Source organism: Bradyrhizobium sp. Pa8 (assembly GCF_052588265.1).
In genome coordinates this window covers 32,745-48,887 of sequence record NZ_CP176767.1, presented here as the reverse complement: position 1 = coordinate 48,887, position 16,143 = coordinate 32,745, and the positions used below count along the sequence as shown (strand labels likewise).

The 16,143-nt window shown below is 64.4% G+C and carries 15 protein-coding genes; 2 read left to right on the top strand and 13 right to left on the bottom strand.

Annotated elements, in window-relative coordinates:
- Position 1: 1 nt before the first annotated feature.
- From ybeY to tsaB, 7 genes are all read right to left on the bottom strand, one after another.
- Complete coding sequence (ybeY, locus tag ACKWRH_RS00200) at positions 2–490, bottom strand: rRNA maturation RNase YbeY (RefSeq protein WP_232208404.1); 489 nt, start codon at positions 488–490, stop codon at positions 2–4.
- An 82-nt stretch (positions 491–572) separates the two neighbouring features.
- Positions 573–1,568, bottom strand: coding sequence for a PhoH family protein (locus ACKWRH_RS00195; protein ID WP_028150586.1), 996 nt, complete (start codon positions 1,566–1,568; stop codon positions 573–575).
- A 64-nt stretch (positions 1,569–1,632) separates the two neighbouring features.
- The gene (gene miaB / locus ACKWRH_RS00190; RefSeq protein ID WP_445218844.1) at positions 1,633–3,027 is read right to left on the bottom strand and encodes a tRNA (N6-isopentenyl adenosine(37)-C2)-methylthiotransferase MiaB; all 1,395 of its coding nucleotides are present in this window, start codon (positions 3,025–3,027) and stop codon (positions 1,633–1,635) included.
- Between the two features lie 189 nt (positions 3,028–3,216).
- Entirely contained in the window at positions 3,217–3,897 is a 681-nt protein-coding gene (locus tag ACKWRH_RS00185) for an HAD family hydrolase (protein WP_445218843.1), read from the bottom strand.
- A gap of 4 nt (positions 3,898–3,901) precedes the next feature.
- Complete coding sequence (locus tag ACKWRH_RS00180; protein ID WP_028150589.1) at positions 3,902–4,357, bottom strand: Fur family transcriptional regulator; 456 nt, start codon at positions 4,355–4,357, stop codon at positions 3,902–3,904.
- A 40-nt stretch (positions 4,358–4,397) separates the two neighbouring features.
- Positions 4,398–4,883: a ribosomal protein S18-alanine N-acetyltransferase gene (rimI, locus tag ACKWRH_RS00175; RefSeq protein ID WP_445218842.1), complete on the bottom strand. Its 486-nt coding sequence runs from the start codon at positions 4,881–4,883 to the stop codon at positions 4,398–4,400.
- Positions 4,880–5,575: a tRNA (adenosine(37)-N6)-threonylcarbamoyltransferase complex dimerization subunit type 1 TsaB gene (gene tsaB / locus ACKWRH_RS00170; protein WP_445218841.1), complete on the bottom strand. Its 696-nt coding sequence runs from the start codon at positions 5,573–5,575 to the stop codon at positions 4,880–4,882. Before tsaB ends, rimI begins: the two co-directional genes overlap by 4 nt.
- Before the next feature lie 306 nt (positions 5,576–5,881).
- Here tsaB and ACKWRH_RS00165 point away from each other — a divergent pair, with 306 nt between their 5' ends.
- A complete protein-coding gene (locus ACKWRH_RS00165) occupies positions 5,882–7,567 on the top strand; it encodes a methyl-accepting chemotaxis protein (protein ID WP_445218840.1) in 1,686 nt (561 codons plus the stop codon).
- 110 nt (positions 7,568–7,677) lie between these two features.
- On the opposite strand, the gene ACKWRH_RS00160 is transcribed toward ACKWRH_RS00165, so the two are convergent.
- The 5 genes from ACKWRH_RS00160 to murJ all read right to left on the bottom strand — a co-directional run bounded on the left by ACKWRH_RS00160 (position 7,678) and on the right by murJ (position 13,029).
- Entirely contained in the window at positions 7,678–8,247 is a 570-nt protein-coding gene (locus tag ACKWRH_RS00160) for a NifU family protein (RefSeq protein WP_445218839.1), read from the bottom strand.
- Positions 8,248–8,534: 287 nt separating this feature from the next.
- Positions 8,535–9,617 carry an ISAs1 family transposase gene (locus ACKWRH_RS00155; RefSeq protein ID WP_445215716.1) on the bottom strand — a complete coding sequence of 361 codons (1,083 nt, stop codon included), beginning with the start codon at positions 9,615–9,617 and terminating at the stop codon, positions 8,535–8,537.
- A gap of 116 nt (positions 9,618–9,733) precedes the next feature.
- Positions 9,734–10,228 carry a universal stress protein gene (locus tag ACKWRH_RS00150; protein ID WP_445218838.1) on the bottom strand — a complete coding sequence of 165 codons (495 nt, stop codon included), beginning with the start codon at positions 10,226–10,228 and terminating at the stop codon, positions 9,734–9,736.
- 110 nt (positions 10,229–10,338) lie between these two features.
- The gene (trpS, locus tag ACKWRH_RS00145; protein WP_445218837.1) at positions 10,339–11,391 is read right to left on the bottom strand and encodes a tryptophan--tRNA ligase; all 1,053 of its coding nucleotides are present in this window, start codon (positions 11,389–11,391) and stop codon (positions 10,339–10,341) included.
- Between the two features lie 87 nt (positions 11,392–11,478).
- Positions 11,479–13,029: a murein biosynthesis integral membrane protein MurJ gene (gene murJ, locus ACKWRH_RS00140; protein ID WP_445218836.1), complete on the bottom strand. Its 1,551-nt coding sequence runs from the start codon at positions 13,027–13,029 to the stop codon at positions 11,479–11,481.
- 124 nt (positions 13,030–13,153) lie between these two features.
- Here murJ and ACKWRH_RS00135 point away from each other — a divergent pair, with 124 nt between their 5' ends.
- Complete coding sequence (locus ACKWRH_RS00135; protein ID WP_445218835.1) at positions 13,154–14,155, top strand: adenosine kinase; 1,002 nt, start codon at positions 13,154–13,156, stop codon at positions 14,153–14,155.
- 216 nt (positions 14,156–14,371) lie between these two features.
- Here ACKWRH_RS00135 and ACKWRH_RS00130 read toward each other — a convergent pair whose 3' ends face one another.
- Positions 14,372–16,066 carry an AMP-binding protein gene (locus tag ACKWRH_RS00130; RefSeq protein ID WP_445218834.1) on the bottom strand — a complete coding sequence of 565 codons (1,695 nt, stop codon included), beginning with the start codon at positions 16,064–16,066 and terminating at the stop codon, positions 14,372–14,374.
- Positions 16,067–16,143: the final 77 nt, after the last annotated feature.

The window sequence follows — 16,143 nt, the reverse complement described above, 5'->3', positions numbered from 1 at the left end:
CTCAATGCGTCCCCGGGCGGTCTGCATAGGGATCGGGTATGCCGAGATGAGACAGGATCTCTCGTTCGAGCGCTTCCATCTCCTCCGCGTCGCCATCGTTCTCGTGGTCGTAGCCGATCAGGTGCAGGAAACCATGCACGGCGAGATGGCTCAAATGATGATCGAACGGCTTCTGTTCCTCGTCCGCCTCGCGACGCATGGTCTCGTAGGCGATCGCGATGTCGCCGAGCATGCGCGGCGCATCGCCTTCCTTCCACTCGCCCTCCGGCTGGAGCGCGGGAAACGACAGCACGTTGGTCGGCTTGTCGATGCCGCGCCAGTTGCTGTTGAGCGTGCGGATGCCGGCATCATCGGTCAGCATCACAGCCACTTCGGCGTCGGCAACGTCCTCGTCGACACTCTCGGCGGCGGCTGCCACCGCACGCTGGATCACCGCTTCGGAATCGGGCTCGCGCTGCCAGCAATCGGCGACGACGAGGACCTCGGTCATGGGAAGGTTTGGATGTGACATCTTGTTTGTTCGGAACCAAAGGACGCCCTGTCCGCGCCCGTATGGTCCGGTTGTTGTCTCGCTAGGATTTACCGGTGGCCGGCCGCTGCGGCGAACCTTCGTAGGCGGCGACGATCCGCGCCACGAGCTCGTGGCGGATCACGTCCTCGGCTTTGAAATGAACTTGTGCAATGCCTTCGACGCCGCCCAGCAGGCGCGTCGCTTCCGCCAGGCCCGAAGTCTGGCCGTTCGGCAGGTCGATCTGCGAGGGATCGCCGGTCACGATCATGCGGCTGTTCTCGCCGAGACGGGTCAGGAACATCTTCATCTGCATCGACGTGGTGTTCTGCGCCTCGTCCAGGATGATCGCGGCGTTGGTCAGCGTGCGGCCGCGCATGAAGGCGAGCGGCGCGATCTCGATCTCGCCGGTCTGGAGCGCTCGCTCGACGATGCGCGCGTCCATGAGGTCGTAAAGCGCGTCGTAGATCGGACGGAGGTACGGATCGACCTTCTCGCGGAGATCGCCGGGCAAAAAGCCGAGCCGCTCGCCGGCCTCGACCGCCGGACGCGACAGGATGATCTTGTCGACTTCCTTGCGCTCGAACAGCTGCGCGGCATGCGCGACCGCAAGCCAGGTCTTGCCGGTGCCGGCGGGGCCGATGCCGAAGACTAGCTCGTGGCGCTTCAGCGCGCGGATGTAGGAATCCTGCGCGGCGGTGCGCGCGCGCACCGGGCGCTTGCGCAAATTGATGCTGTCGAAGGTGGATTTGGCCGATTTGGCGTCGAATTCGAACAGCGAGCCCTGTGCGATCACGGCGCGGATCGCGCCTTCGACTTCGCCCTGGTCGAGATCCTGCCCCTTCACGGCCTGCGCGTAGAGTGTCTCCAGCACGCGGCGCGCGGCGTCGCAGCCGTCGCGCGTGCCGCCGATGGTGATGTGGTTGCCCTTGGAGTCGACCACGACGCCGAGCCGCCGCTCGATCTGGGCGAGATGCTGGCCGTAGGGGCCGACCAGCGCGGAAGCAGCGCGGTTGTCGTCGAAGTCGATGACGACCTGGGTCTCGGGCGGAACTTGCATGTCGCGGTCAAATTTGCGGCTGGGAGCGAGCGAAGACGAATCCGATGCGCTTTTTGGCAAGGGTTCAGGCTCCAATGGCTTGCGATAAAGCGGGCTCGCGCGCGTTACGCGGCGTCACGAGCTCACCGAGGAAACTATAGCGTTCGAGGCTGTCGATCCGGACCGGCAGGATCTGTCCGATGATGTCGGGCGAGGCCATCACATGGGCAGGCTGGAGGAAGGCAGTGCGGCCGACGATCTGGCCCTCCTTGCGGGCCGGACGCTCGAACAGCACATCGACCGTTGAGCCAATCGCGGCCTTGTTGAAGGCCGATTGCTGGCTGTCGATCAGTTCCTGGAGCCGCTCCAATCGCTGGTCCATCTCGGCGGGGGACACCGTCTCCTGCATATCCGCGGCCGGCGTTCCCGGCCGGGCGGAGTATTTGAACGAATATGCGGCAGCGTAGCCGATTTGCGTGACAAGCGCGAGGGTGGCGAGAAAATCTTGCTCGCTTTCGCCGGGGAAGCCCACGATAAAATCTGATGAAAAAGCAATATCTTGGCGCGCAGACCGGAAACGGTCGATGACGCGCCGATAATCATCGGCGGTATGTTTCCGGTTCATGGCGGCGAGAATCCGGTCCGAACCCGACTGCACCGGCAGGTGCACGAACGGCATCAGCTCACCGAGGTCGCGATGGGCTGCAATCAAACTGTCATCGACATCGCGGGGATGGCTGGTCGAATAGCGCAGCCGCGCGATGCCCGGAATCTTCGCCAGGTGCTCGAGCAACCGGCCGAGCGGCCAGGCTTTTCCGTCCGGCCCCTCGCCGTGATAGGCGTTGACATTCTGCCCGATCAGCGTGAGCTCGCGCACGCCGTTGTCCGCGAGCCGCTTCACGTCGTCGACGATCTTCGCCACGGGGCGCGAGACTTCGGCGCCGCGCGTATAGGGCACGACGCAGAAGGTGCAGAACTTGTCGCAGCCTTCCTGCACCGTGACGAAAGCGGAAATGCCGCGCGCGCGGATCGCATCGGGTTTTGGCTGGGCCAGGAAGCCGAACTTGTCGGCTGCGGGAAACTCGGTCTCGATCGCACGGCCTTCGTCGCGCGCGCGCTTCAAAAGCTCGGGAAGGTGATGATAGCTCTGCGGGCCGACCACGACGTCAACCACCGGCGCACGGCGCGTGATCTCCCCACCCTCGGCCTGCGCCACGCAGCCTGCGACCGCGATCTGCATTGCCCGGCCCGCGCGCGCGGCCTCGTCCTTGGCGACCCGCAGCCGGCCAAGCTCGGAATAGACCTTTTCGGAGGCCTTCTCGCGGATATGGCAGGTGTTGAGGATGACGAGGTCGGCATCCTCCGCGTTGGCCGTCTCCACGAATCCTTCCGGAGCCAGCGTGTCCACCATGCGCTGGGCATCGTAGACGTTCATCTGGCAGCCATATGATTTGATGTGCAGCTTGCGCGGCGGCGTCATGGAACTCGGAATTGAGGTGGAGGACGCCCCTCAGATATAGGCTGGAGGGGCGAAAATCCAGCGATTGACACCCGGCGGGGTCGTTCCGGGGTGCCCGCAAAGCGGGAGAACCCGGAATCCAGAGGTTTTGGCGCGAGATTCCGGGTTCACACGCGTTGCGCGTGTCCCGGAATGACGACGAGGCCGAAATCAGCCCGCCAGCGCGTTCGCCGCGACCCGCCGGACCAGGTCCGGCAGCTGATGCATATCGGCAAAGGTCAGGTCGGCGCCGGCCTCGCGCAGGGTCTCGGCATGGCCGCCCCCGCAATGGCTGCCGCCGCAAAAGCCGAACACGGTCATGCCGGCCGCTCGCGCCCCGGCGATACCGGCCAGGCTGTCCTCGATCACGACGCAGCGCTCGGGCGCCACGCCCATTTCCTTGGCCGCGAACAGGAACAGGTCCGGCGCCGGCTTGCCGTTCTTCACCTGCGAGGACGAGAAGATGTTTGGTGCCAACCGCTGGTAAAGCGAGGTGCGCCCCAAGCTCACGCGCATGCGCTCATGCGAGCCACTGGAGGCGACGCAGACGGCTTGCGTGACCACATCGAGCACATCGTGGATGCCGCGAATTGCTTCGAGGTCGGCCTCGAACGAGCGGAACAGTTGGTCCTGCAGATCGCCGTGATAGGCCTCGGTCAGCTTGCGGCCGAGCTCGGTCTCGATCTCGAGATTCGCCTGCCGCGTCGAGCGACCGAGAAAGCGCGCGGACACCTGCTCGGGCGTGATCGGATAGCCGTGCCGGGTCAGTACGTCCGCATGTGCGCGACAGGAAATGACCTCGCTGTCCACGAGCACGCCGTCGCAATCGAAGATGATGAGATCTACCGACACTGAATCAAGACGTCGGCTTGTCGTCGTCGAGCGGAACGCAATAGAGCTCGAGTCGGTGATCGACCAGCTTGTAGCCGAGCTTGCGCGCGATCTCCGCCTGGAGCTTCTCGATCTCCTCGGAGGTGAACTCGATCACCTTGCCGTCGCGCAGATTGATGAGGTGGTCGTGATGGCTGTCGCGCATCGTCTCGTAGCGCGCGCGGCCCTCGCGGAAATCATGGCGCTCGATGATGCCGGCATCCTCGAACAGCTTGACGGTGCGATAGACCGTCGAGATCGAGATCTTATCGTCGACGGCGACGCAGCGCCGGTACAGTTCCTCGACGTCGGGGTGGTCGACCGATTCCGCCAGCACGCGGGCGATGACACGGCGCTGCTCGGTCATGCGCATGCCGGTGGCGGCGCAGCGTGCTTCGATGCCGGTCGCCTTGGAGGCGGAGGAAGGTTTAAGTCCAGTCATAGGGTGTCTGCCTGACGGGGGGCGCTTTCTGCCATCAATGTTACGACAAGTCACGTCGCATCAGAAGTGCGTTCAATTGTTCCCCGTTGGGCTGCTTATAGTAGCGTTCGCGGCGCCCGACCACCATGAATCCGGCCCGATCGTAGAGCCGCCGCGCCGGCTGGTTATTTTCTTCGACTTCGAGAAATATTGTGCGCACGCCGCGCCCCGCGAGGTGGCCGAGATGCGTCATCAGCAGCGTGCCGGACAGCCCGCGGCCGCGGTGAGCCTGGTCGACCGCGATGGAGAGGATTTCCGCTTCGTCCGCGCCGATCCGCGAGACCGCGAATCCGATTGTCTTGCGGCCGAGCCGCAACCGGTGCACGAGCGTGTTGCGCTCGCCGATCATGCCCTCGAACTCGGCTTCGCCCCAGCCGCGGGCAAAGGATTGTCCGTGCAGCTGCGCCAGCCGCGCGGCGTCGCGCGTGGTCGCCGGCTCGACGGCGGCCGTGCCGCCGCGCCACCATTCCGAAAGCCATCTCATCATGAGGTCGCGGCTTGTGCTGCCAGCGGTGGCTGCGCGGCCGGCTTTGCGTCGGGCGCCTTCAGATAGAACGGCCGCGCCGGCGTGGTTTCGGGATCAGCCGCGGCGCCGAGCCAGGCGACCCAGCCGATGTCGGGCGCGGGCTGGGCGTCGACCGCAACGGGTTGCGGACCATCTTTCGGCCAGCGATCGGCGAGGATCTTTGCCGCATTGCCGACCAAATGCGGCGCACCGAATTGCGAGGCCGCAATCGCCGCGTCAATCGGAGCGACGCTCGGCCGCACCAGTTGGCTGCCGTCGCCGGCCACGATCTGGAAGTAGACGTGGTCGTGCCGCGCATCGATCGCCGAGATCACCGGCGCCGTTCCGCTCTGGCCGACGACGGTGGCGGCATAGGCCGAAAGCGTCGTCAGCCCGACGGCGGGCCGCTTCGCCCCAAGCGCAAGGCCGCGCGCCGCCGAAATGCCGACCCTCAGGCCCGTGAAGCTTCCGGGGCCGACGGTGACGGCGATGCGGTCGAGCGAGGTGAAGGCAAGATCGGCCGATTGCATCACGCGCGCGATCATCGGCATCAGCGCTTCGGCGTGGCCGCGCTTCATCAGAAGCGATTCCTGCGCGAGCAGCTGGCCGGCGTCGGTGTCGAGAACGGCGGCCGCGCACGCTTCCAGCGCGGTATCGATGGCAAGGATCAGCATCGAATCAGCTTAGTCGGTCGAGCCGCGGTCGAACCAGTCCAAGTTTGATTTCTCGACAGGCGCACGATCGGCCCCGTAATTCTACGTGGACGCGAAGGCGACAAAATTTTCGCTCCCCATTTTCGATGCGGATGCATCAATTTGCAACCTTAGAGATAGCTAAGTACTTGAAATGTTGGCATTTTAATTAATCATTAGCAAACCAATGACACCGTCAACGGGCGGGAGAGCGAGTCAACGACGACTCAGACGGGGCGCTTTGGCAGATCAAGCCGCGCCCGTTCGGTCATTTGGAAGGGTTCATTTATGTCTTTTTGGCGAAGCGGTTCTTCGGCTAGGGAGGCTTTGGCTCAGGTCATTGCACTCGGCAAGTCGCAGGCGGTCATCGAATTTAATCTCGACGGCACCATTATCACGGCCAACCAGAATTTCCTGGACGCGATGGGCTACCGGCTCGACGAGATCGCCGGCAAGCACCACAGCATGTTCGTGATGCCGGAGGAGCGGGGCAGCGCGGCCTATCGCGAGTTTTGGGCGCAGCTCGGCCGCGGCGAATATCAATCAGCTGAATACAAGCGGCTCGGCAAGGGCGGTCGCGAGATCTGGATCCAGGCGTCCTATAATCCGATCATCAACGAAGCCGGCAAACCGGTGAAGGTCGTCAAGTTCGCGACTGACATCACCGCGCGCAAGATCCGCAGCCTCGAAGATGCCGGCAAGATTTCTGCGATCGGCCGCGCCCAGGCGGTGATCGAGTTTAATCTCGACGGCACCATCATCACCGCCAACGCGAATTTCCTGAGCACGGTGGGCTATCGGCTCGACGAGATCCAGGGGCAGCATCACGGCATATTCGTGGGGGCAGGTGAGCGCGATAGCGCGGCCTATCGCGATTTCTGGGCCAAGCTCGGCCGCGGCGAATTCCAGTCCGGCGAGTACAAGCGCTTCGGCAAGGGCGACAAGGAGGTCTGGATTCTCGCTTCCTACAATCCGATCCTCGATGAGGCCGGCAAGCCGTTCAAGGTGGTGAAGTTCGCCACCGACGTCAGTGCGCAGAAGCTGTCGAATGCGAATTTTGCCGGGCAGATCGAGGCGATCGGCAAGTCGCAAGCCGTGATCGAGTTCAGCATGGACGGCAAGGTTTTGACGGCCAATGAAAACTTCCTCGGCGCGCTCGGCTATACGCTGTCCGAGATCGTCGGCAAGCATCACAGCATGTTTATGGGCACTGACGAGCGCGAAAGCGAAGCCTATCGGGCCTTCTGGGCCAGGCTGAACGCCGGTGAATTCCAGTCCGGTGAATATCAGCGTGTCGGCAAGGGTGGCCGGCAGGTCTGGATCCAGGCCTCCTACAATCCGATCCGCGACCTCAACGGCAATCCGTTCAAGGTCGTGAAATACGCCTCCGACACCACCGCCCAGGTGATCGCGCGCAAGCGCAGCGAGAAGGTGCGCGACATGATGGAATCGGTTGCCGCCGGTGCCGAGGAGCTCAATGCCTCGGTGCGCGAGATTGCCGAAGCCATGACGCGCTCGCGCGAGACCGCATCGACCGCGGTCGATCGGGTCGAGGCGGCGGACCATCAGGCGCAGCGGCTGACTCAGGCGGCGGAGTCGATGAGCATGATCGTGCAGCTGATCGGCAGCATCACCGGTCAGATCAATCTGCTGGCGCTGAACGCCACCATCGAATCCGCGCGCGCCGGCGAGGCCGGTCGCGGCTTTGCCGTGGTGGCATCTGAAGTGAAGAACCTCGCCAATCAGGCCAAGCAGGCCGCCGACCGGATCGAGCAGGAGATCGGCAATCTGAACGGCATCTCGGTCGACGTGGTCGCCGCGCTGGGGGCGATCCGGGGCGCGATCGAAGGCGTCAGCGAATATGTGTCGTCAACGGCTGTCGCCGTCGAGGAGCAGAGCACCGTCACCAGCGAAATGTCGGCGAGCATGCGCAAGGCCGCGGAAGAGGCGGCGAGCATCGGCCAGGCCGCGTAGGAGAGATTTCACAGGGTGGGCAAAGCGAAGCGTGCCCACCTCTTCTTTTCGCGATGATTGCATGGTGGGCACGGCGCAAGCGCGCCTTTGCCCACCCTACGGCACTTCGCCTACATCGGCCGGACTTCGACCACGTCAGGCACGAAATGCTTGAGCAAATTCTGGATGCCGTGCTGGAGCGTCGCGGTCGATGACGGGCAGCCGGAGCAGGCACCCTTCATGTTGAGATAGACGATCCCGTCCTTGAAGCCGCGGAAGGTGATGTCGCCGCCGTCATTGGCGACCGCCGGCCGCACGCGGGTCTCGATCAGATCCTTGATCATGTCGACGGTCTCGGCATCGGCCTCGTCGAAGAACTCGTCCTCGTCGTCGAGTTCGGCATCGCTCTGGGCGGCACCGTCGGCGAGCAGCGGCGCGCCGGACATGTAGTGCTCCATGATGGCGCCGAGGATCGCGGGCTTGAGCTGCTGCCATTCACCGTTCGCCTTGGTCACGGTGATGAAATCCGATCCATAGAACACGCCGGTGACGCCGGGCACGTCGAACAGCTTTTCGGCGAGCGGCGAGCGTGTGGCCGATTCGCGGCTCGAAAATTCCATCGGGCTGCCGTCGACGACGACGCGGCCTGGAATGAACTTCAGCGTGGCGGGATTGGGGGTGGCTTCGGTTTGAATGAACATGGTTTTCTCCAGACGTCGCCGGTTCAAGGCCGGCGCGTGGCCTATTCCCTAGCAGATGGCGACTGCGAACGCACGGTCAAGGGGGCGTGGGATATTAGTCCAAGATTTTCAGAGGGTTGGACTCCGCTTACCCTCCCCTGGAGGGGGAGGGACGATCGCGCGAAGCGCGAGCGGGGTGGGGTGATCTCTCCATACGGGCAGTGTGCGAGGTGGAGAGACCGTCACCCTACCCCGTCTCACATTTCGCTGCGCTCAATGCGAGCCGACCCTCCCCCTCCAGGGTAGGGCTATCGCATATGAGCAAGGACAGTGAGGAGGAAGTCGTTGTTCCACCTCGCCTGAAGCATTTTATGGCTCGTTCGTGCCGGACCCGGCGTGGCTTGCAGGGCATTGATGGCCAGCTTGCGGATGACGGCAAGATTTTCGGGGGCGTGGTCCCTGCGGCTGCGGCAGGCATCCTCGTCGAACAGGACGTCAAGGACCCAGTGCAGGTTGTTCTCGATGCTCCAGTGGGCGCGGACGGCCTCCAGCAGCTTCTTGGCCGGCAGCAGGCGTGAGGCCAGAAAGTATCGAGCTGTGTGCTTGGCCGTCTTGCCCGTGCTGGAGCGCCAACTGTCGATGCGGCCGACGGCAGCGATCGCGGGGAAGGCGTATTGCTTTGCCAAATCCGGTGCCGGCGCGACGACGGCTTGCCGACGTTCGATGCGGCCGTGAGCCGACGCCTTGGGCTGGGACGCGCGTGCTGGCTTCCGAGCAGTGTCCAGCAGCGCCTTGGCGGCCTTGAAGAGCCGACCACGATTGCTCTTGATCGCCAATACATAATGCCCGTTGCGGTCGCGAATGGCCTGGGCAATGTCGGGGCGGCAATGCAGGGCGTCAGCTGTGACAAGAGCGCCATCCAGATCAAGCAAAGCCAGGACTTCGAGAACCCCGGCAACCTCGTTGCGATTGGGAGCCTTCCTCTGAGCCAACGCCATGCGTGTGCCTGCCGCCCAGACATTGACCATATGCAGCGGCGTGGCCTGCCGGCCCCGCGCGAAGGCGCCGCGTAACGCCTTGCCATCGATACTGACCACGCCCTTGACGCCGAAGCTCTTGCTGAACTTGCGCAAAACCGCCTCCAGCCCTTTAGGGTCCAGAGCGCGGAAGACGTTACTGAACGTATCGTGGCTGGGAATGCCGTATCTGAGCTGCAAGAATTGACGCAACAACTCCTCTCGACCTTTGCCGAAGAACTCGAACTCCGTGCAATTCTTGGCGCCGGCCAGTGTTGCCGCCAGGGCAATGACGATGATCTCCACCAGATCGTGTCGAACGTTGCTGGCGCGAGGATCCTTGAGCGGTCGAAGCAGGCGCTTGAGCTGGCGCATTCTGGTCTCCCTCGGGAAGCGAGAGAGACCCAAAGAATCCAGTTCCAACCGCTTGGCAACAGCCCTCCGCAGCCATATGCGATTCCCCTACCTGGAGGGGGAGGGTAAGAAGCGAGCTACGACAGCGAATCCACACTTCCGTCGCTCAGCGCGCCCGAGATGATCGTCACCGGCACCGGGAACGTGCCCAGCGCATGCGCGAGCAGCGAGACCAGCGGTCCCGGACCCTCCGCGCCGGGATTGGCGGCGAGCACCAGCATAGCGATGTCAGGGTCCTCGTCGATCACGGCGAGCAGATGTTCCATTGCATCGCCTTCGCGGATCACCCGCTCCGGCGTGATCGCGGCGATGCCGTTGGCGCGGCCGGCGGCGCGGTCGAGCGCAGCTTCCGCCGCCTCCTGCGCCTCGGCGCGCATGATCTCGGCCACCCCTAGCCATTCCTGACTCTGCTGCTCGGGCTCGATGATGCGCAGCATCACCACGCCGCCGCCGGCGCGGATCGCCCAGCGGCTGGCATAGTAGACCGCGCGATCCCATTCGGCGGTGTCATCGACGATCACGAGGCATTTGGGCTTGTGACCCGGCTCGAAGCAAAGTCGCTTGCTGGTCATGCATGTCCCGGAATGTGCACGGATGGCATGCTGCCACACTCCCTCACGCTTGGGGAGAGGAGAAGCGGCCGGCGCAGTGCGCGCCGGCCGGGTCTCGCAAATGCGGGAAATCAGCGCCGGCGGATGAAGCCGACGATGTCCTTCGAGAGCTTCATGGTCTCGTCGGCGATGGCGCGGGCCCGGTCGGCGCCATCGTTCAGGATTGCGTCGATATGGCCGGGGTCGGCGACGAGGCGCTTCATCTCGCCGGCGATCGGCGAGAGTTTCGTCACGCACAGATCCACCAGCGAATTCTTGAAGCTGGAGAACTGGCCGCCGCCGAATTCTCTGAGCACGTCGGCCTTGGAGCGGCCGGAGAGCGCGGCGAAGATGCCGACGAGATTGGCGGCCTCGGGGCGCGCTTCCAGGCCCTTTTCCTCTGACGGCAGCGGCTCCGGATCGGTCTTCGCCTTGCGCACCTTCTGCGCGATGGTGTCGGCGTCGTCGGTCAAATTGATGCGCGAATTGTCGGATGCGTCCGACTTCGACATCTTCTTGGTGCCGTCGCGCAAGCTCATCACGCGGGTCGCCGGTCCCGTGATCAGCGGTTCCGGCAGCGGGAAGAACAGGCCGTCATTGGCGCCGAGGCTGCGGATCGAGTCACCAAAGTCGTTGTTGAACTTCTGCGCGATGTCGCGCGAGAGCTCGAGATGCTGCTTCTGGTCCTCGCCGACCGGAACGTGGGTGGCGCGGTACAGCAGAATGTCGGCCGCCATCAGCACGGGATAGTCGAACAGGCCCACGGACGCGTTTTCGCGGTCCTTGCCGGCCTTCTCCTTGAACTGGGTCATGCGGCCGAGCCAGCCCATGCGCGCGACGCAGTTGAAGATCCAGGCGAGCTCGGCGTGGCCCGAGACCTGGCTCTGGTTGAACACGATGTGCTTCTTCGGATCGATGCCGCTCGCGATGAACGCCGCGGTCACCTCGCGGGTGTTGCGCGCGAGCTCGACCGGCCCGCCCCAGACGTCCACGCCTTGCGTGATCGCGTGCATGTCGACCACGCAATAGATGCAGTTGTGGGTTTCCTGCATCTTCACGAAGTTGACGATCGCGCCGAGGTAATTGCCGAGATGCAGATTGCCCGTCGGCTGGACGCCCGAAAAAACCCGTTCAACGAATGGCATGGTTAGTCTTCCTGGCAAGCCTTCCTGAAGATATTGGGCCGTCGTTTCCAACAGCGGCGCTGCCCCGTCAAGGGTAATTCGATGGCGTCACGCCTCGGACTCGGTCCGGGCCGGGCGCTTCAGCACACTAGCCGCCTCGCGCCATGAGGCCGCGCCGAGGACCTGCAGGAGCACGCCATAGACGGCGATTCCGGCTGCGATCTGCACGCCCAGGACGATGAAGCGGATCAGCCCGTGCGCCTCGGCGGGCGACAGGCCGGTCGTCAGCCAGAGCAGGGCGCCCATGGCAGCAGCGGCGAGCACGATCCGCGGCAGCCGGTTGCGGGCGGCCGCATCGACCGAGAAGCCGAACTCGCTGGTGCCTTTCCGCAGCAGCGAGATCGCACTGCCCCAGGCGCCGGCCGCGATGCTGGCAGCGATTCCGCTCGCGCCAAGGAAGTGTCCGAGCACGACAGCGAGGGCGATCGCGACCACAAAGCCCTTGGCAGTCGCCAGCAGCGGCGTCATCGTGTCGCTGCGGGCATAGTAAGCCGGCGACAGCGCCTTGATCAGCACATGCGCCGGCAGGCCCAGCGCCAGCCACATCAGCGCATGCGCGGTCGCCGTGCTGTCGTCCGCGCCGAACGCGCCATGCTCGAACAACAGCCGCACGATCGGCTCGGCCAGCACGATCAGGCCGAGCGTCGCCGGCAGCGCCAGCCCGGTCGCAAGCTCCAGCGCCCGCGATTCCGCATGCGCCGCGGCGTCACGGTCGCCGCTACGCACCGCGCGCGTCAGCTCCGGCACCAGCACGGTGCCCATGGCGACACCGACGATGCCGAGCGGCAGCTCGATCAGGCGGTTGGCGAAATAGAGCCAGGACACCGCGGAGGGCGTCGCGGAGGCGATGATCGCGCCGGCAACCATCAGCCATTGCGGGCCCGAGCTTGCGATCATGCCGGGGATTGCTTTGGCGAAAAAGCCGCGCATCTCCTTGTCAAAGCTGATCCGCAGCGGCGTCGCCAGTCGCGCGCTTCGCTGCGACAGCAGCATCAGCAATTGCAGCAGGCCGGCGACGCCGACCGTGGCGGCGAGCATCCACGCGGCGGAACCCGCATCAGCATGCCAGGCGAGCAATGCCGCGATCGCGGCGATGAGCGCGACATTGAACAGCAGCGGCGAGAACGCCGTGAGAGCGAAGCGGCCTTGCGCGTTGAGCAGTCCCATCAGCACCGTGACGGGGCCGGCAAAGGCGAGATAAGGCAGCATCAGCCGCGCATTCTCGACGGCGAGATCGCGCGTGCCGCTACCCAGAAATCCGGGCGCGATCACTGTGATGATCAGTGGCATCAGCAGCGCGATGACGATCGAGATCGCGATCAGCGCCGCGCTGACCGTGCCGAGCACGCGCCCGGCGAACGCTGATGCGGCCTCTTCGCCGTCGCGGTCACGGACGCGCAGCCAGGCCGGGATCAGCGCCGCGTTCAGCGCCCCCTCGCTGAGCAACCGCCGCACCACATTGACGAGCTGGAACGCCGCCAGAAACGCATCCGCCACCGCGCCGGTGCCCAACAGAGCGGCAATCATGGAATCGCGCGCAAAGCCCAGCAGCCGCGAGGCCAATGTTCCCGTCGAGACTGTCAGGAAGGAGCGGATCATCGGGAGTCATAATACCGTTGCTTGCCCGGGCAGGGCCGGTCGTGATAGGCCGCAAGCCAGATTTCAGACCGACAGGAAGCGGATTTCCTCAGGGTTCGCAATCCGCCAAACAGGATCAAGGTGAATGGCTGACGTGAAATATGACGTTCTCGGCATCGGCAACGCGCTGTTCGACGTGCTGGTCAAGACCGACGAGGCCTTTTTGGGCAAGCACGGCATGACCAAGGGCAGCATGTCGCTGATCGACGAGGCGCGGGCCGCCGCCATCTATAAGGACATGGGCCCGGCGACCGAAGTCTCGGGGGGATCTGCCGCCAACACCATCGTCGGCATCGGCAGCCTCGGCGCACGCGCGGCCTATGTCGGCAAGGTCAAGGACGACCAGATCGGCAAACTCTATGTCCACGACATCCGCGCCGCCGGCGTCGCCTTCAACACGCCCGCCGCGAAGGCTGGCCCGGCCACCGGCTGCTCCTACATCCTGGTCACCGATGACGGCGAGCGCACCATGAACACCTATCTCGGTGCCGCGCAGGATTTGTCGCCCGCCGACATCGACCCGGTCCAGATCGCTGCCGCCGGCATCGTTTATCTCGAGGGCTATCTCTGGGACCCCAAGAACGCCAAGGACGCCTTCGTCAAGGCGGCGCAGATTGCCCATGATGCCAAGCGCAAGGTGGCGCTGACGCTGTCGGATTCGTTCTGCGTCGACCGCTATCGTGACGAGTTCCTCGGGCTGATGCGCAACGGCACCGTCGACATCGTGTTCGCCAACGAGTCCGAGCTGCATTCGCTCTACACGACCTCGGACTTCGACACCGCGCTGAAGCAGCTGCGCAACGACGTCAGTCTCGGCGTGGTCACCCGCAGCGAGAAGGGCTGCGTGGTGGTGACGCCGACCGAGGCCGTCGCAGCGCCGGCTTCGCCGATCGCGAAGCTGGTGGACACCACCGGCGCCGGTGATCTCTTCGCCGCCGGCTTCCTGTACGGTCTCGCGCGTAACCTTGCGCACAAGCAGTGCGGCGAGCTCGGCGCGCTCGCGGCTGCCGAAGTGATCCAGCACATCGGCGCGCGTCCGCAGGTGTCGCTGAAGGAGCTCGCCCAGCAGCGCGGGCTGACGGTTTAACTCCGACCCTCCCCTGGAGGGGGAGGGTCGCTCGCGCAAAGCGCGAGCGGGGTGAGGTGACAGTCCCTCCGCGTCTTCTCTGCTTCTGCTTTAACGTTGGGCGGCGGTGAAGGGTCTCTCTGTGAGACCTCTCACGTGGCTTCACCCCACCTCGGTTCGCATTCCGCTTCGCTGCATGCGAACCGATCCTCCCCCTCCAGGGGAGGATGAAGAGGCTCATGCCGTCTTCGCCGCCTTCAATCCCAGTCGCTGCTCCACCGCATCGCGCATCACGAATTTCTGGATCTTGCCGGTCACGGTCATCGGAAACTCGTCGACGAACTCCACATAGCGCGGGATCTTGTTGTGGGCGATCTGGCCGTCGCAGAACGCGCGAACCTCTTCGGCCGTCAGCGTCTCGCCCGGCCTGACGCGGATCCAGGCGCAGAGCTCCTCGCCATAGCGGGTGTCTGCCACGCCAAAAATCTGCACGTCCTGAATCTTGGGGTGGCGATACAGGAATTCCTCGATCTCGCGCGGATAGAGGTTCTCGCCGCCGCGGATCACCAGATCCTTGATGCGGCCGACGATATTGCAATAGCCCTCGTCGTCGATGGTGGCGAGATCGCCAGTGTGCATCCAGCCATTGGCATCAAGCACGTCCGCCGTCTTTTCCTTCTCCTCCCAATAGCCCAGCATGATGCTGTAGCCGCGGGTGCAGAGCTCGCCGCGTTCGCCGCGCTTGACGATCCTGCCCTCGAGATCGACGACCTTGACCTCGACATGCGGATGAATCCGCCCGACGGTCGAGACGCGCCGTTCGAGCGGGTCGTTCGTCGCGCTCTGGAAGCTGACCGGACTGGTCTCGGTCATGCCGTAGGCGATGGTGACCTCGCGCATGTTCATCTCGGTGTTGACGCGCTTCATCACCTCGATCGGGCAGGGCGCGCCCGCCATGATGCCGGTGCGCAACGATGTCAGGTCGAACTTTGGGAATTCGGGGTGATCGAGCTCCGCGATGAACATCGTCGGCACGCCGTACAGCGCCGTGCACTTTTCCTGTTCGACCGCGCGCAGCGTCGCGAGCGGATCGAAACCCTCGCCGGGATAAACCATCGTCGTGCCGAGCGTGACGGAGGCGAGGTTGCCCATCACCATGCCGAAGCAGTGATAGAGCGGCACCGGAATGCAGATGCGATCCTGCTCGGTCAGGTGCATCGCACGTCCGGTGAAATAGCCGTTGTTGAGGATATTGTGGTGCGTCAGCGTCACGCCCTTGGGCGATCCCGTGGTGCCGCTGGTGAACTGGATGTTGACGGGATCGTCGAATTGCAAGGCAGCGCCGAGTGCAATGAGCTGCTCGCGATGCTGCGCTCCGCCCATGCGGGCGACCTCTTCGAACGGGATCGTGCCTGGTGCCGCGGGGCCACCGATCTGGATCACCATCCGCAAGTCCGGCAGTCGCGCTGCGTTTAGTTTTCCCGGCTTGGCGCCGGCCAGTTCCGGCAGCAGCGTGTTGAGCATCTCAATGTAATGACTGGTCTTGAACACGGTCGCCGTGACGATCGCCTTGCAGCCGACCTTGCGCAGCGCGAACTCCAGCTCGCTCAAGCGGTAGGCGGGATTGATCGTCACCAGGATCAGGCCGGCCTTGGCGGCGGCGAACTGGGTCAGCGTCCATTCCGGCCGGTTCAGCGACCAGATGCCGACCCGCTGCCCCCGCTCGAGGCCGAGCGCGAGAAAGCCGGCGGCGAGCGCGTCGACCCGTTCGGCGAATTCCGTCCAGGTCCACCTGACGCCGTGGCTTGGCGAGACCAGCGCCTCGCGATGGCCCCAGCGCCGCACAGCACGGTCGAGGCTGCGACCGATGGTTTCGCCGAGCAACGGCATGTCCGAGATGCCGCAAACATAGCTGTCGGCTTTGTCTGACAATTCGAAATCCTCTCGTCAGAGATAGTCAGTGCGATCTTTTTCGGTCGTCATGGCCGGGACAAGCCCGGCCATGACGT

Bases quoted from the DNA above. Each gene is read 5' to 3' on its own strand.
- ybeY (WP_232208404.1), bottom strand. From the start codon at position 490: ATGACCGAGGTCCTCGTCGTCGCCGATTGCTGGCAGCGCGAGCCCGAT.
- ACKWRH_RS00195 (WP_028150586.1), bottom strand. From the start codon at position 1,568: ATGCAAGTTCCGCCCGAGACCCAGGTCGTCATCGACTTCGACGACAAC.
- miaB (WP_445218844.1), bottom strand. From the start codon at position 3,027: ATGACGCCGCCGCGCAAGCTGCACATCAAATCATATGGCTGCCAGATG.
- ACKWRH_RS00180 (WP_028150589.1), bottom strand. From the start codon at position 4,357: ATGACTGGACTTAAACCTTCCTCCGCCTCCAAGGCGACCGGCATCGAA.
- rimI (WP_445218842.1), bottom strand. From the start codon at position 4,883: ATGATGAGATGGCTTTCGGAATGGTGGCGCGGCGGCACGGCCGCCGTC.
- tsaB (WP_445218841.1), bottom strand. From the start codon at position 5,575: ATGCTGATCCTTGCCATCGATACCGCGCTGGAAGCGTGCGCGGCCGCC.
- ACKWRH_RS00165 (WP_445218840.1), top strand. From the start codon at position 5,882: ATGTCTTTTTGGCGAAGCGGTTCTTCGGCTAGGGAGGCTTTGGCTCAG.
- ACKWRH_RS00160 (WP_445218839.1), bottom strand. From the start codon at position 8,247: ATGTTCATTCAAACCGAAGCCACCCCCAATCCCGCCACGCTGAAGTTC.
- ACKWRH_RS00155 (WP_445215716.1), bottom strand. From the start codon at position 9,617: ATGCGCCAGCTCAAGCGCCTGCTTCGACCGCTCAAGGATCCTCGCGCC.
- ACKWRH_RS00150 (WP_445218838.1), bottom strand. From the start codon at position 10,228: ATGACCAGCAAGCGACTTTGCTTCGAGCCGGGTCACAAGCCCAAATGC.
- trpS (WP_445218837.1), bottom strand. From the start codon at position 11,391: ATGCCATTCGTTGAACGGGTTTTTTCGGGCGTCCAGCCGACGGGCAAT.
- murJ (WP_445218836.1), bottom strand. From the start codon at position 13,029: ATGATCCGCTCCTTCCTGACAGTCTCGACGGGAACATTGGCCTCGCGG.
- ACKWRH_RS00135 (WP_445218835.1), top strand. From the start codon at position 13,154: ATGGCTGACGTGAAATATGACGTTCTCGGCATCGGCAACGCGCTGTTC.